The following is a 26,691-nucleotide window of genomic DNA, read 5'->3' as shown; positions in this document are numbered from 1 at the left end:
ATTTCCCGCAATTCGGACCGATGACCACAGCACACCGCGACTTTCTCGCCATTCCCGATTTTTCGTCCGCCGAGCTTGAATCGTTGTTCGTGCTGGCGGATTCGATGCGCACAGGCACTTACACCAAAAAGCCACTCGCGGGCCAGACGCTCGCGATGATCTTCATGAAGGCGTCGACACGAACGCGCGTGTCGTTCGAAGTCGGGACCTATCAACTCGGCGGTCATGCGCTGTTCCTGTCGCCGCGTGACGTGCAGCTTGGCCGCGGCGAGCCGATCTCGGACACCGCAAAGGTTCTTTCGCGTTATGTGAACGGCATAATGATCCGCACCTTCGCGCACGCCGACGTCGAGGCGCTCGCGAAGGACGCAACGATTCCTGTGATCAATGGCCTCACGGATCTGTTGCACCCGTGCCAGGTACTCGCCGATGTCCTCACGGTGCGTCAGCAACTCGGCGGGATCGCGGGGCGCAAGGTTGCATGGATCGGCGACGGCAACAACATGGCGAACTCCTGGATCAACGCGGGATACGTACTCGGTTTCGAGCTGTCACTTGCCTGTCCGGAAGGATACGATCCCGACGCGGCCCTGATCGCACGTGCACGGACGCGCGCGAAGGTGAGCGTCGTGCGCGATCCAGCCGAGGCCGCGAACGGCGCTGACGTCGTCACGACCGACGTATGGGCATCCATGGGGCAGGAAGAAGAACAGGCGGTACGCGAGAGAGCCTTCCGCGGATTCTGCGTTGACTCGGCGCTCATGGCCCGCGCAGCGAAGGACGCAATCTTTCTGCACTGTCTGCCGGCACACAGAGGCGAGGAAGTTACCGCGGACGTAATCGACGGCCCACAGAGCCGCGTATGGGACGAGGCCGAAAACAGACTTCACATTCAGAAGGCGATCATGGCAGTACTCATGGGAGGAGAGAAGCTTTGAGCCAGCGCACTCCATTACACGACGTCCACATAGCGCTCGGCGCCAAGATGGTGCCGTTCGCGGGCTTCGAGATGCCGGTCCAGTATCCGGCCGGCATTACTGCAGAGCACAAGTCCGTGCGTGAGAACGTGGGGCTGTTCGACGTGAGCCACATGGGCGAGTTCATGATCCGCGGGCCGCAGGCGATCGACTTCGCGAATTACGTGACGACGAACGACGTGGCGGCTCTGGCTGTCGGCCAGGCGCAGTACTCCACGATTCTGAATGAAGGCGGAACGATCGTGGACGATTGCCTCGTCTACAGGTTCCCGGATCACCTGATGATGGTCGTCAACGCGTCGAACAAGGACAAGGATCTCGCGCACATCAGTGCGTACATGGATCGCTTTGATTGCAGTATCGAGGACGTGAGCGATCGTATCGCGTTGCTCGCACTTCAGGGGCCCCGTGCGCAGGAGGTCATGGCGCGATTCACAGACGTGAACCTGGACGATATTGCGTACTACCATTTTCAGGTTGCGACCGTCGCGGGCGTACCGGGGGTCATTCTGTCGCGCACCGGTTACACAGGCGAGGATGGCTTCGAGCTCTACTTCGACGCATCGCGTGCAGTCGAGATGTGGAACGCGCTCATGAGCGAGGGTTCCGTCACGCCGGCCGGACTTGGCGCGCGCGACACGCTGCGTCTCGAGATGGGAATGGCACTCTATGGCAACGACATCGACGACGGCACCACGCCGTACGAAGCAGGACTCGGCTGGCTGGTCAAGCTCAAGAAGGGTGACTTTGTGGGGAAGGAAGCGCTCGAACGGCAGAAGGCGGCGGGAATTCCACGCAAGCTCATCGGTTTCACGATGCCGGACCGCGCATTCCCGCGGCACGGATATCCCGTCTCGTGCGACGGCGCGGCGAGTGGTGAGGTGAGGAGCGGCACAATGAGTCCGACGCTCGGTATTGCGATCGGTACTGCGTATCTGCCACTCGCGGCGGCGAAGGAAGGCACTGAGTTCGAAGTCGAGATAAGAGGCAAGCGTCTTCCGGCGGTTGTGCAGAAGATGCCATTCTACAAGAACGCGTCGCATCGTTGAACATCGTCATTGTCACTGTTTCGGATTCCGTTGCCCGTGGAACGCGTGCCGATCTGTCGGGTGATGCAATCGCGGAGTGGGCCGCTGCACGCGGCGACACTGTCATATCGCGTGTCGTAACAGCTGACGATTCCGTCGAGATAGTGCGCGCCCTGATCGCAGTTTGCGACGGCGGCGCATGCGACCTCGTCGTCACGACCGGCGGCACCGGACTGGCGAAACGTGACGTGACGCCTGAAGCAACACGTGCCGTGATATCGGCGGAGGCCCCCGGATTCGGTGAGCGGCTACGCGATCACGCGACGCGCTTTCCGCGTGCGTCGCTTTCGCGTGGTATCGCCGGCGTGCGCGGACGAACGTTGATCGTGAACCTTCCCGGCTCGCCGGGCGGCGTACGCGACGGGCTGGCTACCCTGGAGCCGGTGGTGTCGCATGCGAGCGACATTCTGAGTGGGCGTTTCACCGAGCATCCAACCGAGAATCGGAGCGGTGATGGCGCGTAGCGGCGGTGCGACCGTGGTGATCACGCTCGCCGACGTGGAGCCCGCGGTGCGCCTCAACGCGTTGCTCGAAGCCGCCGGCATCACCACCTCGATGGTTTCGGCTGTGGACAATCTCGCGACCGAGATTCGTCGCACGCGGCCGGAGCTGATCGTGCTGACGGGAAACATCGCCGACCCCGCGGTGCGCCAGGTCGTGCGCGACCAGCTCTGGGAAGGAATTGCGGTAATCGGTCTCGCCGACGTCGCCGACCCGCAACTGATCGAGCGGTTGCGTGCGATCGGTTTTGTGGACGTGTACACCAAGCCCGTAGTCGCGGAAGATCTGTTCGATGCAGTGAAGCGTGTGCTCGAGCGTCGCCGGCTCGCCGAATCGACCGGGCTCGTGGGACAGTCGGACGCGATCCGTGAAGTTCTCGTGCGCGTGGAGCAGATGGCGCCCGTGTCCAGCACGGTTCTGATCGAGGGCGAGAGTGGCACTGGCAAGGAGCTGGTCGCGCGTGCAATTCATCAGTTGAGTCCACGCCGGTCGCGGCCGTTCATCGCCGTCAACGTCGGTGCGCTGCCGGAAACGTTGCTCGAGAGCGAGCTGTTCGGTCACGAGAAAGGAGCGTTCACCGGCGCTGCCGAGCGTCGCATCGGCCGCTTCGAGCTCGCTGATACGGGGACCCTGTTCCTCGACGAGATCGGCGACGTGCCGCCAGCGACTCAGGTCAAGCTGCTGCGCGTGATCGAGGAACGTGAGGTGACGCGGGTCGGAGGAACGACGCCGATCAAGGTCAACGTGCGCGTCGTGACCGCTACGAATCAGCCACTACGTCAGCTCGTCGAAGAGGGCCGGTTCAGATCGGACCTGTACTACAGGCTCAACGTTCTCAGCATCTATCTACCGCCGCTGCGAGAGCGTCGCGCCGACATTCCGTTACTCGTGCGTCGCTTCGTCCGGCAGTTTTCGGCGCAGCACGACCGGCCGTTCCACGGCATTTCGGCGGACGCGATGCAGATCATGGCCGATTATGCGTGGCCCGGGAACGTGCGGCAGCTCAAGAATCTGATCGAGAGCATGGTGGTGCTGGCTCCGGGCCGGGAGATTACCGCGTCCGACATACCGGCAGAGGTGCGGGAAAGATCGAGCTTGCTGCCGGTGAGAATAGCACCACCGGTAATGCGCGGCGGTGAAGGCGGAGCGGGTGGGGGGGCTGGCGCGCGCGAGCTGGAGTTCATCGTCCACAGTCTGGTCGAGCTGAGGCTGCAGCTGGACGAGCTGCGCCGGCGGGTGGATGAGAACAGCGCAGGCGCCGGATCAGCTGTTGGCGGAGGTGTGGAACCGCGCTCTCTTGCCCCGGCAATGGCAGCTCTCGAGCCGGCGGCACCGCCCGCCCCAAATGTTTTGACGATAACGCCTGGAATGACCATGGCGGAGATCGAGCGAGGGGCGATCGAAGCCGCGTTGCGTGAAACTGATGGGAATCGGCGTCGAGCTGCCGAACTTCTAGGGATAGGTGAGCGGACGCTGTACCGGAAGTTACGTGATTACGACATTCCGGATGGCTACGCCACTATTGCCTAAACCGGTATGTGGCCACAGTTTGTGATGGCCGCCAAAGGAGGGAGAAAGCTCCCCTTCTTGGCGGGCTTGTGTCTTACGGGTCATCTATCGTCGGGTGGCATCTGCGGGGGCGACTATCGTCTCGCGTAGCCAAACTTTAGTTCCTTAAACGCGTGACTACATTTGTGACGCCCGCACGGCTCGGGGAGCAAGCCGAAGAGTTGATCCGCACTTTGCCCGGGGTGGTGTCCGTGCGGGTCGTGGATAACGGCGAGGGGTCGATTCAGGAAGTGCACATCCTGACGACGTCCGAGGTGCCCGCCAAGCAGACCGTGCGCAACGTCGAGAGTGCCCTGTTCGCGCACCTTGGCTTGCGGATCGATCATCGCCGCGTGTCGATAGCAGCGGTGAGCGAGGCGCCGCCGCCACAGCCGAAACCGGCACCGCCGCCGACGTCCACCCCATCGCCAATTGCGCCTCCGAAAAGTCGGAGCGCTGCCGATACTGAGGGAATGGGTGTTTACACGCCTACGCCTGGGCTGGACGGGCCGCGCCGCCGGATCTATTTCGAGGATGTGGAAGTCCGCGGATCCAGAGCGCGCGGTGTGTCGTGTCGCGTGTCGCTGATCAAGGATGGAACGTCGTTCATCGGTGAGGCGCGCGGAGTCGATGGCGACCGTGCGCGTCTGGAGTTGGCGGCTCGTGCAGCATGTCTCGCGATTGGAGACGCTGACTCGAAGGACCGTCAGTTCGGGCTCGAAGGTGTGCGCGTATTTGAAGCGTTCGACAGGAAGTTCATCTTCGTTGGCGTTGCGGTGCGACACGGACGCGAAGTCCGGTTGCTTGCTGGAACGTGCGAAGTGAGTGATAGCGCAGAAACGGCGTCGGTACTCGCCGTGCTGGATGCAACGAACCGTTGGTTGGAGTACGGCGCGTAATCATGCGCGACCTGATGCTTACCTCGAGAAGAACTATAGACTAATCAAAACAAAACCCCCGTTCCCCGACCTAGCGGAGTTGAGACGGTAGGTTAGGTAGGAACGAGCGGAGCCAACCTTTGCAGTTTGCACGCGCGCAAGCGTCGTGACAAAACGGATGGGAGGTGACGCGGACATGAGTTTCTTTGCAGCTTTTTTTGTCGCTATGTTTTCGGGCGGCGGAACGCAAGATTGGGCGTAGGGTCGCGGACGGGGGTCCTCGTATATATGATGAAACGACCAGTTCAAACGTACATTTTTGCGATAGCGCTTCTAGCAAGCGTTACAGTCGCGCTACTTATTTGGGATGGGCCTGCCGTTGACGCCGCCCATATTCGCGCAGTGTTGACCCTCAGCGTGATTGCGTTGATCACGCACCTCATGGGTCACACATTATCGCGCAACGCCGCCGGCACAGTCGCAGGATCTGTCTCTTTCGTGCCGTTCCTCGCGAGCGCGGCGATATCGCCAGACTGGGCAACTGCGGTCGGCGTAATGTGTGTTTCAATCGTTGTACAGGTTGTACGTCGTCGCCCGCTGACGCGCGCCGTGTTCAATATCTGCCAGCACACGTTGTCGGTCTCGCTAGCGATCCTTGCATATGGGCTGTTTGGCGGCAGCTCGGTACTCGATGGCGGAACGCTCCCGTATGTCGCGCTCGGTGCCTTGTTCCTTACATTCTCAGCCGTGAATAGCCTATCCGTCAGTGGCGTCGTATCGCTAAGCGAGGGACGGCGGTTCTGGGATGTTTGGACGGAGAACAACCTGGGAACGCTGGCATACGACTTGATTGCCCTGCCGGTAATCGCCGTCCTTGCCTGGGTTTATGCGAAGTATGGTGCATCTGGTGCGTTCGTCGTTGCCGTGTCGCTTCTTGGGTTGCGTGAGCTATACAATGTCAACTTGCAGCTTGACAGAGCGAACCAGGAACTGTTGGAACTGATGGTCGCGGCGATTGAAGCGCGGGATCCGTACACGTCAGGTCACTCACGTCGCGTTTCCGAGCACGCGAAGGTCATTGCTCAGATCATCGGACTCCGCCCAACGTTGGCAAAGCGCGTCGGTATTGCCGCGCTGTTGCACGATGTGGGTAAGATCCACGAGGTGTTCGCGCCGATTCTTCTGAAGCCTGGTCGGCTCACTGACGAGGAGAACGCAGTGATGCAGACGCACCCGATCAAGAGTGAGGAGCTGGTCTCAAAGGTGTCTCAACTGCGCGACATTGTTCCCGCCGTACGCCACCACCACGAGAACTGGGATGGGACCGGATATCCTGATGGATTGGCTGGTGATCGCATACCCCTCGCGTCGCGCATCATCATGTTCGCCGATACCATCGACGCGATGACATCTGACAGGCCGTATCGAAAGGCACTGGACGCGACGGCCGTACGATCGGAGTTGATGAAACATCGCGGCCGGCAATTTGATCCTGCTATCTGTGATGCGCTTCTCAGCAGCGGGCGATTCGACGAGCTATTCAGATACTCATCGCATCAGTCGCTTCCACATACTCAGGAAGTCCCGAGACTGCGTCTGGCGTCGCAGGCATAATACCCAACCGCGCCAATTCCTCGACGATTTCGACTGCGAGCGGCGTTGTATCGCGTCGTTCATGGTCGACATAGTGCCGAAGCAGTTCTGCCGCACTAGCCGTCTTTCTCAGTTGGCAATATCCCAAGTAAAGAGAAAACGTCTCGTAGTCCTGCGCGCCTCCAGATCGTAGCGAAGCATTCAACTCGCTGAGCATGGCGATCCAGTCCCCGAGGGCCCGACGCGACGTTCTGCGCCCGATCTCGAGGCGTATCTTGACAGCAAGAGCACTGCTTCGGAGCATCGATACCCGGTCGCACCAGAGCGCTTCCTCGCCCGGGGGGTCGATGAGATCGGCGACTGCTTGCCATCTGGACTGCATCAAGTACGTCCGAGCGATCGCTAGTCGTAAGTGGCGCTGCCGTTGCAGCTCAGCGGCGGGTCTGCGGAGAGAATAGTAGCGTTTCACCCACTGACGAGCGACATCGACGCGTCCGGAATCGAGATGCATCTCGATTAACCAGTGGCATGCGTCCGCAAGTTGATCGTAGCAAGAAAGAGATGACGCTGCGGTGAACACAGCGTCGTACGCCGCTTCAGCCTCGCCGACGGCGCCAAACCGTCTTAAGGCGCTCGCGCAATCGACCATCGCAGGAAGTCGGTGCATTGGCGCAAGCGTCCGCTCGGCGAGCGCTAGAAGTTCACGGGCAGCCGTCGCGCAAATTTGCGGATCCCCGCGAATCGCATTGTAAATCATCGTAAGACACAGGCGGTCCATGGCGCTGACATCGGGCGACCGAGCCAGATCTGCTGCCTCCGTGTAAGCAGCATCCATCGCTCCCATTGCTCCGAGATTTGTGCCGATCTTGAGCGCGATTATTGCGGCCTTGACGCGATGAACCGCGTCCGCAGTCTGCGACCGGACACACCGCACCGATGCCTCGAGTACTGCTTGCCAATCGCGATGCAGACTTCTCTGAGCATTCAAATGGTACAATTCCAAGTCGTCATGGATCGGTGCGAGCATACCGGGCGTGCCTTCCAGTGACCGCACCAGGTTGACCGTTTCGCAAAACGATTCCCAGTCGTGAGCCACGTACTGAGATTGCGCCATGACACGGAGCAGAGTTGCTCGATTGGTGTTACCGTGACACGTCTGAAGTGCAGTGCTGCACCGGTTCACTGCCTCGTCGACCAGCCCCATGTCGTGGAGATGGCGGGCACACGCTACGGCGGCCAGTGTCGAACGATCGGGTTGGCCGGCGCTCTGCCAGTGGTCGGCGCAGTCCCAGAACAATTCAGCCGAGCGCGTCGCGGTCGCGACTGCCTCGAGGGCGCTGGCTGCGGCGTGGTGGAGCAATGCACGTCCAGGGGCGGACAGCCCGCGGGTGGCGGCACGCAGGACAATGTCGTGACGGCAGAGCACCGACGCGGCCCGCTCCGTTGCACCCTCTCCAATTGCGAGCATGCTGGCCTCGCTCAGTGCTTCGATCGCAGAGAACAGCACGTGCGTTGGAAACTGGAGCACTTCCTGGAGCAATTCCACCGTACTGTTCTTGCCGAGTATGGCGACAGCCTGGAGCACGCGGAGTGCGTCGGGTCTGAGGTTGGCGACCCTCGTCTCGACGAGCGCGATGAGTGAAGGTGGGGCCGTGTACTGCTCACCGGTCGCGATCCAGAAATTGACCAGCTCCTCGATGAAGTACGGATTGCCGCCAGAAGTCCGGACGCACCAATCGATGAAGCTGTCGTCCGTGCTGCGGCCGCGTTTCGCGAGTCGATTTGACATGTGCGCGCGCGCCGCGGTTGCATCGAGGGCGGAGAGCTCCTCGATGGCAAAGGTGTCGGGTTCACCCCACGCGGTATCCCGCCATTTCACACGCGAGGTACACACGATCATCACGGGTCCGTGCGCGGTAGTCGCAATCGTTCGCAACAGCGCCCACGATGCCGAGTCGATCCAGTGTACATCCTCGACAACGAGCAGCAGGGGTTGTTCGTCCGCAATCGCTTCGACGAGATCGACGACGGCGGCTCGCGTCGACGTCGACTCGTACAGTGTCTCGTCACAAGCCATGGTCGATGCGTCATCGCCCGACGTGTGCGTGATACGGTTGAGACAGGCGAGCGTGCTGGGTGCGCATCCGGCAGCACCCGGCAACGTTTGCAGGCGCGGTACTGCCTGCACGAATGCCGAGAGTGGCCGCTTCGCGTCGTGGTTGCCGCACGATACGGTGCAGGTGACGGCGTTCCTGTTGCGCATCCATGCGGAGAATTCACGGATCAGGCGGCTCTTTCCGACGCCGGTCGGCGCGGAGATGTAGGCGGAGCTCACCTTTCCGTTGAATGTCCGGGTTGCCTGCGCCTGGAGTCGCTCCATGGATTCGGTGCGTCCAACAAGCGTCGTGTCATCGCTGGCTGCGGCGACGGTTCTCCGGTCGGGCCATTTGGCGGCGGATGCACTCTCACGCAACTGCGCTACGGCGGGCTCTGCGGCTGAGCCGGAAACCGCGGCCTGTCGAGACTCGCGGTTCTGGCGTGCCAGATGCTCGGCGGCGCGGGCACGCGCGAGGAGCGCGGATGGATGTTCCGGGTCCAGTTTCAGCGCCTTGTTGGCAAGCGAGAGAGTGACCGGCCAGTCGCCCGATGCGCTCGCGCGCGTCATCCCCGCAACCACGATGTTCAACAGCCGCAGATGCAAGTCGTCACGCCACTCGTCGACCCAATCATTGAATGCTGACGAGGCTCGGGGTGAATATCCGGGGAGGATCGACAGGTCGCGCTCTGCGAGCCGGGCTGGCTCTTCCGTGCTCAGGTGATCGATATCGATCGAGGCGGCGTCGCGTGGAAGCCAGATGCAGGCGGACTCGTCGCGCTGGATGTGCAGACCCTTGCGGCGCAGCTTGTGGATCAGCTCACTGAGCGAGTGCGACGCGTCGGCGGCGCGCGTGGCAGGCCAGAAGAGCTTCTCGATCTGCCGGCGTGGAACCCGATTACCGCGCTCGCGCGTGAGATAGGAGCCGAGCGCGAAGCACATGTCCGCGCGCGGGCTGATCGTGGTGATCGCGGTTCGTATTAAGCACTGCCCAAGAGCGTGCAGGACGACCAAGAATGCCCCTTCCATGGAGGAGGAGCGGGGAAGATAATGACTCGAATCATCGTTCGAAAACGAACCGATGATTTTCTAACGGTGCGCCTTGGGAGGGAATTAGGCTGGCGCCTCCGAATCCGGGTGCTTGGACGGACCGGTCTCGGTCAGCAGGTCCTTGCCCACGGTACGATATCCAGCCGTGCGAACGGAATCTCCTTGCCTGTGTTCTCGCAGATCCCGAATTGCTCCGGATGGTTGTACATGCGCTCGAGCGCGGCGTCGATCTCTGCGAGGGTCTTCGACTCGCGGTCTACCATCACGGCATCAAGCTCCTGCTGCATGGTGTCGGTGCCCTGGTCGGCCATGTGCAGGGGCATCTTGGTGAGGTCGCCGGCCTGGTCCTGGTCGTCCTCGTTCTCGTTCTGGGCTGCGTAGCGGGAAAGGAGCTGATTGATGCGGTCGCGCTCCTGGAGGAGGCGGCTCTCGAGATGCTTGCGTTGGGCTTGGGTCATGACGACACATGATGCAAGGGTCGGGCTACGGGGGTGAAGGGGCGGGCACGGGGGCCTGCCCCAACAATCAATCGACCTTGGGATGTGCGGCGAAGAAGGTCCACATCACGTCGGTGGCGACGATGTCCGAGTCGTCGCGACCGGGAAACGTATACCACGGGATGTCGTCGCCGGGCCAGCGATGCGCACCATCCAGAATGGTATAGAGCTCGACGGCGGTTCCCTGGGCGCACGGATGATACGCGTCGATGATGACGTTCCTGTCGGCCGAGACGGTGCGCGAGGCGGGCTTCGCGTCGCAATGATCGGCGTTGAGCCAGAAGCCGATCGTGTTCCTGACAGACACGATGTTGTCGGGTCCGTCGGATTCGGGGCCGCCGCCGTACGGCACGTCCTGGTCCTGCATTCCATGAAAGTGAATCACCGACACGGGATGCGACGGCGGTGCGATGCGCAGCGTGTCGCCTTTCTCGTCAACCATTCCAATAGAGCCCGCGGTAACGCCAACAGCGGCAAGTTTGTCGGACAGCGTGGACGCGAGACGGTATGTCATGATGCCGCCGTTGGAGTGTCCGGCTGCGTAGATGCGACGGCGATCTATGCGGTATCTGTGCTCGAGCAAATCGATTATCCCCCGCACGAACCGGATGTCGTCACGCTTTGACGGACCGTCTATCGCGGTGTGCCAGTCGCTGGGATCGCCGAGTGCTTGCGGGTAGACGGCGATGAAACCCTCGGCGTCTGCCTTGTCGCTCATGCCGGTATACTTCTCGAAGTTCTCCGCGCTCTCGCCATGGCCGTGCAACACTATCACGAGCGGCGCTCTACGTATGGTGTCGTAGTGTGCCGGTATGTGCAGCAAGTACGTGCGCAACTCTCCGGCGACGTACATCTTCTGCTCGGAGGTAACGCCGGGCGGTTCGCTGCTGATGTTGTTGTGTGCGCACGCCTGCGTTGCGAGCAAGGCCAACGCTGCAGAGAGAAGAACTGCTGGAAGAAGTGCGACGCGTTTGATCAACATCTCGACAGCATCTCGACGTCGCGCTGCTTCAGGTTACGGAAGCGTGAACGCTACGCGTCTTTCGACTGGATGCGTGTCGGTGGCGAGTAATGCGACGGCGGTGTATGCGCCGTGCGCGCCGTTGGTGTCCCAACTGTCTTCCATCGTAAGCGTGTCACTCGATTTGACGGTGAGGGCCTGCATCGTCTGAGTGAAGATTCTTCCGGCGCTCGCGCGCCAGATCGTCTTGCCGGTGGAATCAAGAACGGCGATGTCATGCGTGCGCGCATTGGGGAAGCGCAGCTCGACGGTCTTCTTGGTGTTGTTGGTCACACGCAGCGCGAAATCGACACGTGAACCGTTGCGTGCGAGATCGAGCTCGGTTGCAACGTCTGCGGGCGCCTTGTGACCTGTCGATGCGCGAAACGACCTGTTCGAGGGTGTTACGGGACTCGAGCTTGCAGTTTGCGAATGCACCCATGGTCCGCACGCGTAAACGAGCGCGGCAGCGCAAAGGGATGTGATGATGAAGCGGTTTTCCATGCTAGGAGCGACGCTGGAAGGCGGTTGTCGGACGGTCGTCGCGAGTGCCAAAGTTATCAACGGATAGACGATACAGCAAGCGCTCGGCAACAGATAACTGCATGGAGTATCGGCAGTTAGGCTGGGATCACAAATCGGGATTTGGAGCAACTGAATGTTAAACATCTGGTCAGTGCATATATAGGCCATACCGCTTGAACTTTTTTTCACAAGCTCGTTAAATTTCAGGCACGTGCGGGACAAGGGGAGTGCGCCATCGGCGTCGGATTTCGCCGGAATCGGGCTTCAGTTCGCGGCCTCGGTACTTCTCTTCGGCTACGCCGGTCAATGGCTGGACGGGCGGCTCGGGACGGGGCCGTGGTTGCTGATAATCGGTGTTTTCGTGGGAGCGGGCGGAGCTTTCTACAGCATGTATCGCAAGCTCATGGCGGCACAGGACGGCGAGGGCAAGGGACCGGGGGCCGGCGGATCATGACTGGCGAGATGAGTCGGGCGATCTGGACCTCGGTTGGAGTGGCGGTGGTGGTACAGGTGCTCGCGGTGCTGATTGGACGGTCGTTCGGAAAGGATCGGCTGCTGGTTGGATGGGGGATGGGAGCGCTGCTCCGGCTGCTTGCGGTACTGGTGTACGGCTTCGCGATAATCCCCGCCCTGGGTCTTCAAATGGCGCCCGCGCTGTTGTCTCTGGTGGTAATTCTGTTCGTCACGACGCTCTTCGAACCCTTCTTGCTTACCAAATAGATGCTGCAAGCCGGTCCTGCAATCGACATCATCACGCCGCACATCTCGGACGCGCACGCGATCGACTATCCGTGCCTGCATCCGGGCTTCGTGTGCGAGTTGGCGCTGCCACGCTGGACGCCGATCCATATTGGACCGCTCCTGATCGACATGTCGCCGACCAAGCATGTGGTGTGGCTCGGGATCGCGGCAGTGCTGTGCCTCATCACGATGCTGATGGCGGCGCGGGCACACGCCAGGACGACCTTTGGCGGCTCTCGGGCTCCCTCGGGTTTCGGGAATGGAATGGAGGCTTTCGTGCTCTTCCTCCGGAACGAGGTGGTGATCCCGAACGTGGGACCCAAGGGCGACAAGTTCACGCCGTTCATCCTCACGCTCTTCTTTTTCATCCTGTTCGCGAACCTGTGCGGTCTCATCCCGTATGGCTCGACGGCGACGGGTAACATCGGTGTCACGGCGACGCTGGCGTTGATCACGTTCGTCGTGGTCGAGATTGCGGGAATGCGGGAGCAGGGTGCGGGCTACATCAACACGATCGTCTACTGGCCGCACGACGTGCCTGTGCCGGTCAAGTCGTTCATGACGTTCATCATGACTCCGGTCGAGATCGTTGGAAAGTTCACCAAGCCGTTCGCGCTGGCGATCCGACTTTTCGCGAACATGACCGCGGGCCACGTTGTATTGCTGGCGCTGATCGGATTGATCTTTACGTTCAAGAGCTACATAGTCGCTCCGGCTCCGCTGGCGATGGCGGTTGCGATCTCTTTGCTGGAGATATTCGTGTCGCTGCTGCAGGCGTTCATCTTCGCGCTGTTGTCGGCGGTGTTCATAGGGCAGATCAGGACGGCGGCGCACTAACGATGGATTCCCGCAGTTGCGGGAATGACGATATGGTTGTACCGGGCTCGACCCGGGAATCCCGTTGGGACGTGGTCCCGTTGACGGGTTGCGCCGTGCCGGAGCGCGTTGAGAATCCGGTCATACGACTTATTCGGAGCTGGTTCAAATGATGTTTCCTCTGCTTCAGGCAGCGGTTGGCGCGACCAAGGAATACGCGGGCGCGTGGGGCATGATGGGTGCTGGTATCGGTGCAGGTCTCGCCGTGATCGGCGCTGGCATCGGTATCGGCAAGGTTGGCGGACAGGCGATGGACGGAATGGCGCGTCAGCCGGAGCGTGCAGGACAGATCCAGACCGCGGCTCTTATCTTCGCGGCGCTGGTCGAAGGTGTTGCACTGTTCGCGATCGTCGTCTCGTTCGTGATTCAGCAGAAGTTCACGTTCTAACGCGATTTTCGCGCGTTCGTTTCAAGTAGGGTCAGGCACGGTGCCTGACCCTACGGGGCTCGACGTGGTTGGGCATAGCGGGTCAGGCACGGGGGCGTGACCCTACATCTCATTGAATTGAATAGTGCCACTCATGCATTTCTTCCTTCTGCAGGAATCCGTTCAACACACGGCCGAGGCTCCCTCGGGCGGCCTGCTCTCGCCAAACGGCGGAGTGATGGTCTGGACGCTGGTGATCTTCATCGTGTTGTTGCTGGTTCTCTCGAAGTACGCGTTCAAGCCGATCACCAAGGCGGTCGAGGAGCGGGAGAAGGCGCTTTCGGACGCCATCGACGCTGCTCAGCGCGATCGCGACGACGCGAATCGTCTCCTGCAGGACCAGCGCGAGCAGATTGCTGCTGCGCGGGACGAGGCGCAGAAGATCATTGCCGATGCGCGTGCCGCGGCGGAGCAGGTGCGCGGGACCATAATCGAGCATGCGCATGGCGAGACTGGCGAGCTGCTGGATCGCGCGCGGCGTGAGATCGTCGCGGAGCGTGACCGTGCGATCGCGGATCTGCGTCTCGAAGCGATCGATCTTGCGATTGCTGGCGCATCGCGCGTCATCGGAAAGAATTTGGACGACCAGTCCAACCGCCAACTGGTCGAGAGCTTTCTCGCCTCGATTCCGAGCTCGACGGCCGCTCCCAGGGCGGGCGTCTGATGCAGGAGCGCTCCAACCCGGTATCGCGCAATTACGCCGAGGCACTGTTGGCGTTGGCGACCAAGGCTGAGAACCGGGAAGGGTTTGGCGTCATGATCCGTGACGTCGCCAACGCGATCGCTCAGGATGCGACCGTGAAGCTGTTTCTCGAGTCCCCGCGCGTTTCGTACGAGCGCAAGAACGAGATCCTGTCGCGGGCGTTCGGTGATCGTGTGCCGCGTGTGTTCCTCCGCTTTCTTCAGACGATGGTGCACAATCGTCGTCAGATGATGATTCCCGAGATCGCGACCGAGTATGCGAACCTGCTGGACCAGCAGGAGGGACGGGTGCACGCGGAGGTCACGCTTGCGCGGCCCGCAACTGACGAAGAGACTGCGAACATCGGCGCGCAGCTTTCGCGCGTGCTGGGCAGCAGGGTGATGCCGCGGATATCGGTGGATCCATCGATCATGGGCGGGATCATCGTCAAGGTTGGCAACACGGTGATGGACGGTTCGGTGAGTCGCCGGCTGAGCAAGCTGGCGACGCGCATGCGCATTTCCCCATAACTTGCGATGAGCGGCAAGCGCGAGGTCAGGTACGTGGAAAAGCCCTGGGGTCACGAGGTGATCTGGGCGCACACACCGCTGTACGTCGGCAAGATCCTTCACATCAAGGCTGGCCAGGCATTATCGGTGCAGTATCATGAGCAGAAGGACGAAACGATCTTTCTGCTGAGCGGTGAGATGATCTATCGTGTCGGAGACAGTGCCGATGCGGAGTTGAAGGAGATCTCACTCACGGCGGGGGAGTCGTTCAGAAACGAGCCCGGGACGGTGCATCAGATGGAAGCCGTGACGGATTGCGACGTGCTGGAGGCATCGACACCGCATCTCGACGATGTGGTAAGATTGAAGGATCGGTACGGACGAGAGGGAACGAAGGCGCCGTAGAGGCCGAGGTACTGTGGGCAGGCACGGGGGCCTCCCCGTACGCGCTGGACGATACAGATCGTGGTCGTACTGAGGGCAGGCACGGGGGCCTGCCCTTACTGACTGAGGTGGCCGAGTGAAAGTTATCATCCCGCTTGCGGGGAAGGGAACGCGGCTTCGTCCGCATACGTATGTGACGCCCAAGCCGATGCTGCGCGTCGCGGGCAAGCCGGTGATGCAATACGTGCTCGACGACGTGAAGACACTGCCGAACGTCGAGCAGATCATCTACATCACGGGACATCTCAAGGAAAAGGTCGAGGAGTTCGCGCGCACATCGACCGACATTCCGTCAGCGTTCATCGACCAGAAGGTGCAGGACGGCACCGCCGGCGCGGTTGCGCTCGCGCGCGATTACGTGGACCAGCCGGTGCTGATCATCTTTGTCGACACGATCTTCGATGCCGATCTCTCGATCATCGAGTCGTCCGACGCCGATGGAATAATCTGGACGAAGGAAGTCGAGGATTATCAGCGATTTGGTGTGGTGGTGACGGACGAGTCCGGCTTCATGACGAAGATCGTCGAGAAGCCGACGACGCCGATCTCAAAGCGCGCCAACATCGGGCTCTACTACATCAGGAACTGGCAGCTGCTGTATGAGGGGATCGCGCACGTGCTCACGCAACCGGCACACAACGGCGAGTGGTATCTCACCGACGCGTTCCAGTACATGATCGATCACGGCGCCAAGATACGTGTGGTCGATGTTGCAGGCTGGTACGACGCCGGGAAGATCGACACGCTGCTCGCGACCAACCGTGCGATGCTGGAGAGGGGACGCGCGCGGTCGCCGCAATCGGTCGAGAACTCGACCATCCTGGATCCTGTGTATGTCGAAACCGGCGTCACGATTCGCAATTCGATCGTGGGACCGAACGTATCGATCGGCGAGGGAACGACGGTTGACGGCTCGACGCTTTCCGATACGATCATCGAGACGTACGCCAGCATAAAAAGGTCGACGCTCACGAATTCGCTGGTGGGCCATCACACCGTCGTCGATGGCGTCTCCGGAGAGATCACGATCGGTGATCACTCGGAGGTCAGGGTGAGTCCGCGCGGCGGCCATAACTAGTCGTGGCTTTTCTGCCGGCGAGTTACGGGGAGAGCAGCCGCTCTCCCCTTGTCGTTCCTAACATGACCGGTGCAGGCTGATGGCTGAACGGCAGAAGCTTGGACGCAACGTCATCGCCCTCGGCACGGTGAGTTTCTTCACCGACGTCGCGTCGGAGATGATGTACCCACTTCTGCCCGTGTTTCTTGCTTCCGTGCTCGGAGCGAGCGCGAGCTTCATCGGGGTCATCGAGGGCGCTGCGGAGTCCGTAGCGGCACTGTTGAAATTGGCGAGCGGCTGGTGGTCGGACCGTGTTCAGTCACGCAAGGGATTGGTGCTCGCCGGCTACGTGATAGCGTCCGTCATACGACCGTTCACAGCCGCGACGCACACCGCGGCGCAGGTGCTGGGGATTCGCGTTACCGATCGGATCGGCAAGGGAATACGCTCCACTCCGCGCGATGCTTTGATCGCCGAGTCGGTCGATCCATCGATTCGCGGCCGTGCGTTCGGATTTCACGCGGCTGCCGACAATGCCGGTGCGGTGGTCGGGCCGCTCGTTGCGTTCGGCGTGCTGTATGAATGGCACACGCCCTTGCGAACGGTCTTCTGGCTGACCGCGATTCCGGGCGCGCTCGCGGTGCTGGTGTTGTGGGTGTTCGTGCGCGACGTTCCGCACCCGGTCACGCATTCCGATCGGCCGCACATGTTCGGCGCCGATCTTCCGTCGCGATTCTGGGGTTATCTCGCAGTCGTCTTCACCTTCACGCTCGGCAACTCGACCGATGCGTTCCTGCTACTGCGTGCGAGTCAATTGGGGGTACCGATCGCGCTGGCGCCGGTGCTATGGGCGTTGCTCAACTTCATCAAATCGACGACTGGAACGCATGGCGGCGGGCTGTCGGACAGGATCGGGCGCAAGCCACTGATCATCGGGGGATGGCTGCTGTACGCGGCCGTTTATCTCGCGTTTGGCCTGGCGCACTCGGCGTGGCAGGCGTGGGTGCTGTTCGCGGTCTACGGCGTGTACTATGGCATGACGGAAGGTACAGAGAAGGCAATGGTGGTGGACATGGTGCCGTCACAGCGAAAGGGCACAGCACTTGGCTGGTACAATCTCGCGATCGGCATCGGCGCGCTTCCCGCGTCGCTGATATTCGGCGCGGTGTGGGACCGCGCAGGCGCACCCGCTGCATTCGCGCTGGGTGCGGCGCTGGCGTTCATCGCTTCGCTGGGGATCGTGTTCGTGAACCCTGTCGTCAGTGCACCGTCGAAGTAGACGGCTGGGCGATCGTGCGCTCGAACAGCTTGAAGATGCGTGTGTACTCGTCGGTCCATGAATCGGGGCGCAGGAATGAGTGGCTCTCGACCGGATACGACGCGAGCTCCCAGTCGGTCTTGCCAAGCTCGATGAGGCGCTGCGTGAGGCGGACGATATCCTCGTAGTTGACGTTGGTGTCGACCATTCCGTGTGCCATGAGCAACGGAGCGCGGAGCCCCTCGGCGAAATAGATTGGGGACGACTGACGGTAGGCGAGCGTGTCGTTTTGCGGGAGGTTGAGGATCGCCGAGGTGTAGCCGTTGTTGTAGTGCGCCCAGTCGGTGACGCTACGGAGTCCAGCGCCGGCGCCGAAATAATCCGGCGCGGTGAAGAGCGCCATGAGCGTCATGAAACCGCCGTAGCTCCCGCCGTATATGCCAATGCGCTTCGCCGGAATACCATACGTTGCGGTGATGTACCTGGAGACGTCGACTTCATCCTGAAGATCGCGGCCGCCCATGTGTCGGTAGATCGCGGTGCGCCAGTCGCGACCATAGCCGTCCGACGCGCGATAGTCGGCGTCCATCACAACGTAGCCGTGGCGCGCGAGGAACATGTTGAACAGATATTCGCGCGGGTATTCCGACCAGAAGTTACCGACGTTGTGGAGGTAACCCGCACCGTGCACGAATATCACCGCTGCGCCATTGGGTTTCACGCCAAAATCTTCCGGTCGGTACACGTGCGCTGGTACGCTGGCTCCGTCGGATGCAGGAACCATCACGATAGGTGGTGCGAACCACTTCTGCGAGAGAAATTCGGCGGCGGGCGAGACGGTCAGCTGATGCTCTGGTGCGTTGGCCCTGTTCGACATCAGATACAGGTCGGGCGGACGATTCACGTACGAGTAAACGTCGGCGACCAGTTTGCGATCCGGCGACACTACGGCCGCGTGGCGTCCCGGTGTCGTCGTTATGCGTGTGAGCGTGCCGCCGGTTACAGGAAGGGAAAAGAGGTGCTCGTCGAATGGTGATGGATCGTTTGTGATGAGATCGAACGTGCTGCCGTCGGGTGACAGCGAGACGTCGCGGACTTCCCACTTGCCGGCGGTGAGCTGATGCACATCGCCGCCGTGTGCGGCGGCTGTGTACAGGTGTGCGTAGCCAGTCGCTTCGGAGACGTACCAGACACGACGGCCGCCGTCGTACCAGCCGGCGCACGCACTGCACGGACCGCCCACCCAGGCGGTGTCGTCCAGAGTCTCGACTGCGTGCAAGGTCGTATCCGTGGATGAGAGGGTATAGCGAACGCGTTGCTTGTTGTCGGGTCTGAATGCCGATAACAGCACGTCGGTTCCGTTCGCATTCCACCCGTTGACGACAACGAAACTCGCGAGCGAATCATTGGCGAAGAGACGCAGCCTGGTGAGCTTTGCGCTGGGCAGCGAGAGATACATCATCTCGACGCGCGTCTGGCCGTCGCCGACGACGGTGCGTCCCTTGCGTGGCTCCGTATACCCGCTCTCCGTAACCCAGTAGGGAATTTCGACAGGCCTACTCTTGGCGGGCGTACGCAGCATTACCAGCACGCCACGTCCGTCGGGTGCCACGGTCAGCGACTGGATCGAGCGATCGCTTCCGACGTACACTGGCTCCGGGTTTCTCAACGAATCGACGCGGCGCCGCTCGGCCTTTGCAATACTGTCGTCCGCGGTCTGTTCGCGAATCACGTTGAACAAGTCACGCTGTTGCTGTGCGAGCCGTTTGCGCTGTGGCGTCGTCGGTGCCGTGGTATCTTTGGGCGCGGTGCCGGTTCTGAGATCGGTCAGTTGCGTCGTGAGACCTGAGGGGAGATCGATCGAGAATGCGTTGCCATCGCGTACGAAGTACATGCGCTTGGAATCAGTGCTCAGGATCGGATTGGATTCGCGCGCCGGCGTATGTGTCAGTCGCCGCATAGTGTGAGTGCGGTAGTCCATGAGATAGATATCGCCGCCGAACTCTATTGCGCCGTAGTGTCGATCAGCGGATACGACTGCGTGCGCGGTGTACGGTCCCGCAGAGTCACGCTGTGCCAGCGTGAGTTTCTCGGGGCTGGCACCATCGACAGCGCGGACGCGGTATGTGGCGGGCTGAGTGCGCCAACTGCTACCTGGCGCGACCCAGTTGAAATAGATCCAGCGACTGTCGGTTGACCAGTTGACATCGGTTGGTGGCGTGCCGTAAAGCTCCGGCCCGCGCATGATGTTCCTGATCGAAAAGTCGAACTGGGTGGCCGGGGATGATGCGGGAGCCGATGTGGGCGCCTGGCTTGCGAGTGCGGCGGGAATCGCGAATGCGAGGGTGAAGAGCGATCGGGCGGAGTTGCGCATTTATTGGGCTGATCCGGCGTGAATTGGAGGCGCGGTGAAAATGATCTCAGGTTAACTTTTCTGCAATGAAGCTAGCCCTCACTACGCTTGCTGCGATGCTATGCGCATCACCGCTGTCTGCTCAGGCGGCGCGGGGCGGCACGCCACCTCCGCAGCAACGTCCCCTGGAGCGACTCGCCTCCGAGCAGATGCTGGTCCTCCCGGTGCAGTATCTGACGTTCGCCGATTCACTCGGCTGGTCTCAGCAGGCGCCACCGTCGCGGGCCTACCTGCATACGGTGGATGACGAGATCGCGTTCGCACTGACGCAGCGGGGGCTCAAGCGGCACTGGACGATGGCGCCGGATCTGATCCGATCAGTTGCGCGAAATCAGGGCTACGCTCCCGATCCCACGTCGCTGGCGGCCGAGGAGGTTCGCTCGGGGCAGAAGGCGGCCGAGTGGCAGCTCCGGGAGCCGTTGGCGTCGCAACTGCGCGCGCTTATCGCATTAACGGACGCTCGTTATGTGCTGTTCCCGGTAGAGATGCGGTTCGTGGGGTCGAAAGGTGTCGGTCATGCGATGCTACACCTTGTCATCATCGATGCGCGCCGGTCGCAGGTGCAGTGGTCCGGCGATCTTGCTGGAGCGGAGATGACGAAGTTCTCGCCGGCGATCGCGGCCGATCTAGCATCGCGCCTGGCAGATCTGATCGCGTCACCAGTCAATTAGGTCGCTGGCGCCGGGATGACGACGATTCTGCACGTTTCGGATCTGCATTTCGGCCGGCCGGCGGTGCTGGAGCAGATCGACGCAATTGAGCGCGCGATTTCCGAACGTTCGTTCGACGCCGTAGCGGCATCGGGCGATTTTTCGCAGCGGGCGAGGGCAGGGGAATTTCAGCGTGCGGCTGTATTTCTGAGGGATGCGCGGAAATTCTGCCCGGTAATCACCGTCCCGGGGAATCATGACGTTGCGTGGTGGTTTGCGCCGGTCGGCATCGGCGATGAAACAAAAGTCTATGCAAATTACCGTCAGTACATCTCGGGGGATCTCGAACCGACGCTCCGGATCGACGGGGCGTACTTCGTTGGACTGAACACAGCGCACGGGGTGACGGCGCGCACTCTGACTCTCAACCCGCGCGACATCTCGATAATCGGCGACCTTACGCCGGCGCAGATCGGCAAGGCGAGAGACAGGTTCGAGCATGCGCCGCCTGGCGCCGCGAAGGTCGTAGTCATGCATCACAACCCGGTTGCGGGCGAGCTGTCGCAACGGTACGGCCTAAAGCACACGCCGCGCATCCTGAACAAGTTCGCGGAGATGGGCGTGGAGCTGGTGCTGTGCGGCCACGATCATCAGGAAGCGGTGAACTTCATCGAGCATCCACGTAAGGGCGTGGTCGTATCGACTGCGGGGACGGTATCGAACCGTTCGCGGGGCGGGCGTCCATCGTCGTACAACGTCATCACTATAGAACCTCAAAGCATCACGGTTGTGACATTCATATGGGACGGAGAAGGAGAGTTCATTCCAGGACCGCAGCGCTGCTTCGAACGTTGAGCGGCAGGCTCAAGCTGGAGCGGTTGCGGCAGTTGTGGATGCAGTGCGAGCTGTTCAGTGCGGCCGTGGTGGAGGAGCCGCGAATGGAAATCGCGCGCCCTGCGCCGCCGCGTCCGGACGTCGTGCGGATCCATCGCAAGCGACGGTCGAGCGGATCGCGCGCGGATGACGCCGCAATGATCAGCGCGCTTCAGATCGAGCACGCGGGGTACAATGCTGCGCTGTTCGATGCGAAGCTCGGCCGGGTGAAGATCCGTCTATCGCGACGGATGAAGAACCGGCTGGGCCACTATATGGTTGCGGGCGGAGGGCAGCCGGCCGAGATCGCGATGTCGCTGCGCCACATCGAGCGGGATTCGTGGGACGACGTGCTGCACACGCTGGTGCACGAGATGGTGCACCAGTGGCAGGATGAGAACGGCATGGCGCTGGATCACGGTCAGGCGTTCCGCGAGAAGGCGATCGAAGTCGGCATCAGCGCGAGGGCGACTCGTCCGGCGGGTGGAGGAGCACAGCCGCGGCTGGCGGCGCGAGCAGGGAAGCGGAGCAAGCACTAGAGGGGGGCTGGGCGCGCGGTCCAACCGGGTGCGGGAAACGGTGGTGTCGCGGTATCTTTCGGGATGCCTACGAACCCTCTCGATCTCTGTGACATCGACTCCTTTCTATCAGAAGAGGAACGCGCGGTACGGGACTCCGTCCGCGCGTTCGTCGATGATAGAGTCCTTCCCATCATCGGCGACGCCTATGTAGAAGGGCGTTTTCCGAAGGAGCTCATCGCCGGAATGGCGGAGCTCGGCGTGCTCGGCGCCAATCTGCCGGAGCAGTACGGCTGTGCCGGACTGAACAACGTCGCCTATGGGCTGATCATGCAGGAGCTCGAGCGTGGCGATTCAGGCGTACGGTCATTCGCATCGGTGCAGGGCGCGCTGGTGATGTATCCGATATTCGCGTTCGGTTCCGACGAGCAGAAATCAAGGCTGCTTCCGTCGATGGCAAAGGCCGAGACGATCGGGTGCTTTGGGCTGACCGAGCCGGATTATGGATCGAATCCGGCGGGGATGATAACGCGCGCGCGCGAGCAGTCAGACGGGAGCTGGATCATCAATGGCGCGAAGATGTGGATCACGAACGGATCCACCGCGCACGTCGCGATCATCTGGGCCAAGACCGAAGATGGCGACGACGATGGACATTCGATTCGCGGATTCGTGGTGCCGACATCGACGCCCGGATTCAGCGCGAAGAATCAGAAGGGCAAGCTTTCGTTGCGCGCGTCGGACACGTCGGAGCTGTCGCTGCAGGATGTGCACGTGCCTGGTGATGCATTGCTTCCCAGGTCCGGTGGACTCAAGAGTCCGCTCATGTGCCTGACTCAGGCACGATATGGAATCGCGTGGGGTGCGATCGGCGCTGCGATGTACTGTTTTGAAGAAGCGCTATCGTACGCGGGCAACAGAGTGATGTTCGGTCGCGCGATAGGTGGCTTCCAGTTGCAGCAGGCGCGGCTTGCCGAGATGGTGACGGAGATCGCGAAGGGTCGATTGCTCGCGCTCCATCTCGGGCGACTCAAGGATGCGGGGCGGCTCACGCCGCAACAGGTTTCGCTTGCGAAACGCAACAACGTGAACGTTGCGTGTGACATCGCGCGTGAGGCTCGGCGACTGTTGGGTGGCAACGGGATCCTCGCGGAGTACGGCGCGATGCGACACATGGAGAATCTCGAGAGCGTGTACACGTACGAAGGCACCCACGACATTCACACGTTGATCATTGGACAGGCGGTGACGGGGCTATCGGCGTTCGAGTAGTGGCGCACTAAGAAACCATTAACCTCGCGGAAAGGCCCTTTTACCCCGGTAAAGGGGCCTTTTGCCGTAACAATACACACTGGCGCAGGGCGGGAGCGTAGTGCATGTTGTTGCGTGCTGCGATAGAGTATTTGCGCGCGCATTGGTGTTGCGCGTTGCGCCACCAAATTACCAATGCGGGAGGGTAAATGGGATTGCGTTTCGATGCGAGCGACGTGACTTCATGGTCAAATCGAATCGCCAGAGGCTGGATGGTGCGGGGCTGTATCGCGTTTTGCGCGGTGCTTGCCCCGCAACTTGTTTTTGGGCAGGCAGGTACGGTAGGTGGCACGGTGGTGACGGAAGGGAGTGGCACTCCCATATCGGGCGTGCAGATCCTGTCTGGCACACGTGGCGCGTCGACCGATGTTTCGGGACGGTTCCGGATTATGCAACTCAGCGGCGACAGCGTGACGCTGACTCTTCGACGGATCGGATTTGCGCCGCTGACGCAGCGCGTGCGTGTGGGCGCGACTGACCTGGTGCTGCGCATGAGGGAGCGCGCGGTCGAGCTGAACAGCATGGTCGTGACGGGAACGCCGGGCGCGGTTTCCAAGCGATCCGTTGGTGTATCCGTCGCGCAGATTCAGGCAGCGGACATCGTCAAGACAGCGCCTGTTCAGGACATGCAAGGGCTGATCAATGGGCGAGCTCCGGGCGTCACGATCCTCGAGAACTCAGGCGCCGTGGGTTCGGGCGCGACGGTTCGAATTCGCGGCGGATCGAGTCTATCTCTATCGAACGATCCACTCATCTACGTCGATGGTGTACGAATCGACAATTCACAGGGCACAGGCCCTGCCAACCAGTCATTCGGCGCGAGCACGACTTCGCGGTGGAACGACATCAACCCGGACGACATACAGAGCATAGAGATAGTTCGTGGGGCAGCGGCGACGGCGTTGTACGGAACTGACGCGGTGAACGGCGTCATCCAGATCATCACCAAGCGCGGGGCGCAGGGCAAGCCGCGCTGGGATTTCACGACGAAGCAGGGCAAGGCGTTCTTCGCCGACGTTATCGGCCGTTTTCCGACGAATTATGCTGCGTGCAGCGCCAAGATGGTTGCAGCGGGGAGTGGGAATCCCTTGTGCACCGGACAGCCGGTCGGTACGATCGTGAGCCAGAACATCGCGCAGTTCCGCGCCGATTCCGGGAAGCCGCTTTTCCGGGACGGGCGCATCAACGAGAGCTCGCTCGCGGTGAGCGGCGGATCGCAGACGGTGCAGTACTACCTCAGCGGTCAGGTACACAGCGATCAGGGTGTCGAGCCGACGAATTCGCAGATCCAGTACGGTGGGCGCGGCAACGTGCGGATGGTTCCATCCAGCACGCTCGACATCTCCGGAAGTGGCGGCTACGTACGCGGTACTACCAAGCTGAATTGCGAAGCTGGCTGCGGTGGCCTGATGTTCTCCGGCTTCTACTCGACTCCGGCGACGCTCGGATTGCCGAATGCAGGGTTCGACAGCGGAATTCCAGAAGCGTATTACGAGGAGTACTACTTCGATCAGCTATACAACCGCTTCACGGGGAGCGTTCAGATATCGCACACTCCGGCGAAGTGGTTCACGCAGCAGCTCACGGTCGGCACCGATTACGCGCACGAACAGAACGACAACCTCGCTACGGTGCATCACGATCTATCGTATTTCTTCGGGACGGATGCGGACTCGGGGTACAAGGCCGTCGACTTCCGCGATAATACGATCACGACGACGAGCTACCATGCGACGGTGAAGGCGCCGATCACATCGTCGTTGATGTCGAACACGACGATCGGCGGTGACATGTACCTTCGCAACGCGAGGTACGCCGGCGGATCGGGGAGCGACTTTCCGGCACCTGGCCTCTCGGCGCTCAGCTCGACGACGACGGGTAAGGACGCATATGAATACACGCGTGACAACAACTCGCTCGGCATCCTCGGGCAGGAAGAACTCGCGTGGAACGATCTTTTCTTCCTTTCGGCCGGTGTGCGGTCAGATCAGAACAGCTCGTTCGGAAAGAACTTCAAGAACGTCGTGTATCCGCACTTCAGCGCATCGTGGGTGTTGAGTGACGAGCCGTTCTTCAAGGTTCCGTTCGTGTCGGCGCTCAAGCTGCGTGCTGCGTACGGGCAGTCGGGCGAGGCGCCACCGTTGTTCGTGAGCATCCAGTCGTACACGACCACACCTACGGGTGTGTCGCCGAGCACGATTGGAAATCCGGATCTGCAGCCCGAGCGCGGCTACGAGACCGAGCTTGGGTTCGATGCCGGGTTCCTGCACGATCGTGCAGGAGTCGAGTTCACGTACTACACGGGCGGCACCAAGAACGAGATATTGCAGGTTCCGGTGGCGCCGTCGACTGGCTTCGGGTTGAACTCGCAGTACATCAACGCCGGTCGCATTCTCCGTCACGGTATGGAACTGTCTCTGCGCGGAACTCCGATTCAGACCAAGACTGCCTCGTGGGACATCACGTGGAACATGGCGACCAATGACTCCAAGGTCGACAACCTCGGCGGGAACCAGTTCCTGCAGGCGTCCACCTACATCCAGAACCGGCTCGGCTATCCATTATTCTCGTGGTTCGCGAGAAACGTCATAACGTCGACGGTGGATCCGACTACCGGAAAGGTGTCGAACATTCTCTGCTCCGACGGGAAGGGTGGTACGATCGCGTGCGCGAGTGCTCCGAATGTCTATCTCGGGCGCACGATTCCAAAGGTAGAGGGCTCGGTGAATACCTCGGTTCGGTTCCTGACGAATTTCCGGGCATCTGCGCTTGTCGACTACAAGACTGGATTCAAGAAACTCAACGGTGATGAGCGCGTGCGCTGCCAGATCTTCGGACTGTGCCGTGCTAATTTCTACCCAACTGAATTCTCACCGGCGCTCGTAGGTGCGTACGCGCTCGGCACAAATGCGCCGAGTGGCGTGATTCAGGATGCGAGCTTCGCGAAGTTGCGCGAACTCTCGCTCACGTGGACGCTGCCGCAGTCGCTGGTCAGGGACCTTCGAGTCGGGGGAGCTTCGTTGACGGTGGCAGGCCGCAACCTGCATACGTGGACCAAGTACCCGGGGCTCGATCCGGAGGCTTCGTTCCAGGGCGGCTCGCGTGGAGCAGGCCAATGGGATCAGGCTGTGCTGCCACAGCTCCGTCAGTACACGACCACCCTCAACCTTACCTTCTGAC

General features: G+C 61.2%; 25 protein-coding genes. 20 read left to right on the top strand and 5 right to left on the bottom strand.

Annotated elements, in window-relative coordinates; translation table 11 throughout:
- The first annotated feature begins 20 nt into the window (after positions 1-20).
- From argF to V4529_14045, 6 genes are all read left to right on the top strand, one after another.
- Positions 21-938, top strand: coding sequence for an ornithine carbamoyltransferase (gene argF, locus V4529_14070; GenBank protein ID MES2359455.1), 918 nt, complete (start codon positions 21-23; stop codon positions 936-938).
- Positions 935-2,026: a glycine cleavage system aminomethyltransferase GcvT gene (gene gcvT / locus V4529_14065; GenBank protein ID MES2359454.1), complete on the top strand. Its 1,092-nt coding sequence runs from the start codon at positions 935-937 to the stop codon at positions 2,024-2,026. Before argF ends, gcvT begins: the two co-directional genes overlap by 4 nt.
- On the top strand, positions 2,023-2,529 hold the full coding sequence (locus V4529_14060) for a MogA/MoaB family molybdenum cofactor biosynthesis protein (GenBank protein ID MES2359453.1): 507 nt from the start codon (positions 2,023-2,025) through the stop codon (positions 2,527-2,529). Before gcvT ends, V4529_14060 begins: the two co-directional genes overlap by 4 nt.
- Positions 2,519-4,096 (top strand): sigma-54 dependent transcriptional regulator, encoded by a 1,578-nt coding sequence (locus V4529_14055; protein ID MES2359452.1) that lies wholly within the window; start codon positions 2,519-2,521, stop codon positions 4,094-4,096. The genes V4529_14060 and V4529_14055 overlap by 11 nt, the downstream gene beginning before the upstream one ends.
- A gap of 152 nt (positions 4,097-4,248) precedes the next feature.
- Complete coding sequence (locus V4529_14050) at positions 4,249-5,013, top strand: hypothetical protein (GenBank protein ID MES2359451.1); 765 nt, start codon at positions 4,249-4,251, stop codon at positions 5,011-5,013.
- A gap of 381 nt (positions 5,014-5,394) precedes the next feature.
- Positions 5,395-6,606, top strand: a complete 1,212-nt coding sequence (locus V4529_14045; protein ID MES2359450.1) for an HD domain-containing phosphohydrolase — start codon at positions 5,395-5,397, stop codon at positions 6,604-6,606.
- On the opposite strand, the gene V4529_14040 is transcribed toward V4529_14045, so the two are convergent.
- The 4 genes from V4529_14040 to V4529_14025 form a co-directional block, all read right to left on the bottom strand.
- Positions 6,533-9,709, bottom strand: a complete 3,177-nt coding sequence (locus V4529_14040; protein MES2359449.1) for an AAA family ATPase — start codon at positions 9,707-9,709, stop codon at positions 6,533-6,535. The genes V4529_14045 and V4529_14040 overlap by 74 nt on opposite strands.
- 131 nt (positions 9,710-9,840) lie before the next feature.
- Positions 9,841-10,188 carry a TraR/DksA family transcriptional regulator gene (locus tag V4529_14035; protein MES2359448.1) on the bottom strand — a complete coding sequence of 116 codons (348 nt, stop codon included), beginning with the start codon at positions 10,186-10,188 and terminating at the stop codon, positions 9,841-9,843.
- A gap of 67 nt (positions 10,189-10,255) precedes the next feature.
- Positions 10,256-11,209 (bottom strand): PHB depolymerase family esterase, encoded by a 954-nt coding sequence (locus tag V4529_14030; GenBank protein MES2359447.1) that lies wholly within the window; start codon positions 11,207-11,209, stop codon positions 10,256-10,258.
- Positions 11,210-11,242: 33 nt separating this feature from the next.
- Positions 11,243-11,731, bottom strand: coding sequence for a BsuPI-related putative proteinase inhibitor (locus V4529_14025; protein MES2359446.1), 489 nt, complete (start codon positions 11,729-11,731; stop codon positions 11,243-11,245).
- A 232-nt stretch (positions 11,732-11,963) separates the two neighbouring features.
- Here V4529_14025 and V4529_14020 point away from each other — a divergent pair, with 232 nt between their 5' ends.
- The 9 genes from V4529_14020 to V4529_13980 all read left to right on the top strand — a co-directional run bounded on the left by V4529_14020 (position 11,964) and on the right by V4529_13980 (position 17,767).
- Positions 11,964-12,206, top strand: a complete 243-nt coding sequence (locus V4529_14020; GenBank protein MES2359445.1) for an AtpZ/AtpI family protein — start codon at positions 11,964-11,966, stop codon at positions 12,204-12,206.
- Positions 12,203-12,472 (top strand): hypothetical protein, encoded by a 270-nt coding sequence (locus tag V4529_14015; GenBank protein ID MES2359444.1) that lies wholly within the window; start codon positions 12,203-12,205, stop codon positions 12,470-12,472. Before V4529_14020 ends, V4529_14015 begins: the two co-directional genes overlap by 4 nt.
- Positions 12,473-13,330 carry a F0F1 ATP synthase subunit A gene (gene atpB, locus V4529_14010; GenBank protein ID MES2359443.1) on the top strand — a complete coding sequence of 286 codons (858 nt, stop codon included), beginning with the start codon at positions 12,473-12,475 and terminating at the stop codon, positions 13,328-13,330.
- 151 nt (positions 13,331-13,481) lie between these two features.
- Positions 13,482-13,757 (top strand): ATP synthase F0 subunit C, encoded by a 276-nt coding sequence (gene atpE / locus V4529_14005; protein MES2359442.1) that lies wholly within the window; start codon positions 13,482-13,484, stop codon positions 13,755-13,757.
- A gap of 133 nt (positions 13,758-13,890) precedes the next feature.
- The gene (gene atpF, locus V4529_14000) at positions 13,891-14,460 is read left to right on the top strand and encodes a F0F1 ATP synthase subunit B (protein MES2359441.1); all 570 of its coding nucleotides are present in this window, start codon (positions 13,891-13,893) and stop codon (positions 14,458-14,460) included.
- Positions 14,460-15,008 carry an ATP synthase F1 subunit delta gene (gene atpH / locus V4529_13995; GenBank protein MES2359440.1) on the top strand — a complete coding sequence of 183 codons (549 nt, stop codon included), beginning with the start codon at positions 14,460-14,462 and terminating at the stop codon, positions 15,006-15,008. The genes atpF and atpH overlap by 1 nt, the downstream gene beginning before the upstream one ends.
- Positions 15,009-15,014: 6 nt before the next feature.
- Positions 15,015-15,392, top strand: coding sequence for a cupin domain-containing protein (locus V4529_13990; protein ID MES2359439.1), 378 nt, complete (start codon positions 15,015-15,017; stop codon positions 15,390-15,392).
- Positions 15,393-15,507: 115 nt separating this feature from the next.
- Entirely contained in the window at positions 15,508-16,509 is a 1,002-nt protein-coding gene (locus V4529_13985) for a sugar phosphate nucleotidyltransferase (protein ID MES2359438.1), read from the top strand.
- Between the two features lie 79 nt (positions 16,510-16,588).
- Positions 16,589-17,767 carry an MFS transporter gene (locus V4529_13980; GenBank protein MES2359437.1) on the top strand — a complete coding sequence of 393 codons (1,179 nt, stop codon included), beginning with the start codon at positions 16,589-16,591 and terminating at the stop codon, positions 17,765-17,767.
- On the opposite strand, the gene V4529_13975 is transcribed toward V4529_13980, so the two are convergent.
- Positions 17,748-20,120, bottom strand: coding sequence for a prolyl oligopeptidase family serine peptidase (locus V4529_13975; protein ID MES2359436.1), 2,373 nt, complete (start codon positions 20,118-20,120; stop codon positions 17,748-17,750). The genes V4529_13980 and V4529_13975 overlap by 20 nt on opposite strands.
- A gap of 65 nt (positions 20,121-20,185) precedes the next feature.
- On the opposite strand from V4529_13975, the gene V4529_13970 reads away from it, so the two are divergent.
- The 5 genes from V4529_13970 to V4529_13950 all read left to right on the top strand — a co-directional run bounded on the left by V4529_13970 (position 20,186) and on the right by V4529_13950 (position 26,690).
- Positions 20,186-20,830, top strand: a complete 645-nt coding sequence (locus tag V4529_13970) for a hypothetical protein (GenBank protein MES2359435.1) — start codon at positions 20,186-20,188, stop codon at positions 20,828-20,830.
- Positions 20,831-20,845: 15 nt separating this feature from the next.
- Positions 20,846-21,664 carry a metallophosphoesterase gene (locus V4529_13965; GenBank protein MES2359434.1) on the top strand — a complete coding sequence of 273 codons (819 nt, stop codon included), beginning with the start codon at positions 20,846-20,848 and terminating at the stop codon, positions 21,662-21,664.
- Positions 21,661-22,221 carry a SprT-like domain-containing protein gene (locus tag V4529_13960; protein MES2359433.1) on the top strand — a complete coding sequence of 187 codons (561 nt, stop codon included), beginning with the start codon at positions 21,661-21,663 and terminating at the stop codon, positions 22,219-22,221. Before V4529_13965 ends, V4529_13960 begins: the two co-directional genes overlap by 4 nt.
- Positions 22,222-22,284: 63 nt before the next feature.
- Complete coding sequence (locus V4529_13955; protein ID MES2359432.1) at positions 22,285-23,472, top strand: acyl-CoA dehydrogenase family protein; 1,188 nt, start codon at positions 22,285-22,287, stop codon at positions 23,470-23,472.
- Between the two features lie 188 nt (positions 23,473-23,660).
- Complete coding sequence (locus V4529_13950) at positions 23,661-26,690, top strand: SusC/RagA family TonB-linked outer membrane protein (GenBank protein ID MES2359431.1); 3,030 nt, start codon at positions 23,661-23,663, stop codon at positions 26,688-26,690.
- The last annotated feature ends 1 nt before the right edge of the window (position 26,691 follow it).

The organism is Gemmatimonadota bacterium, assembly GCA_040388625.1.
In the GTDB taxonomy this organism is placed as follows: Bacteria; Gemmatimonadota; Gemmatimonadetes; order Gemmatimonadales; family Gemmatimonadaceae; genus Fen-1247.
The sequence above is the reverse complement of the archived record's forward strand: the minus strand, read 5'-3'. Positions and strand labels throughout refer to the sequence as shown.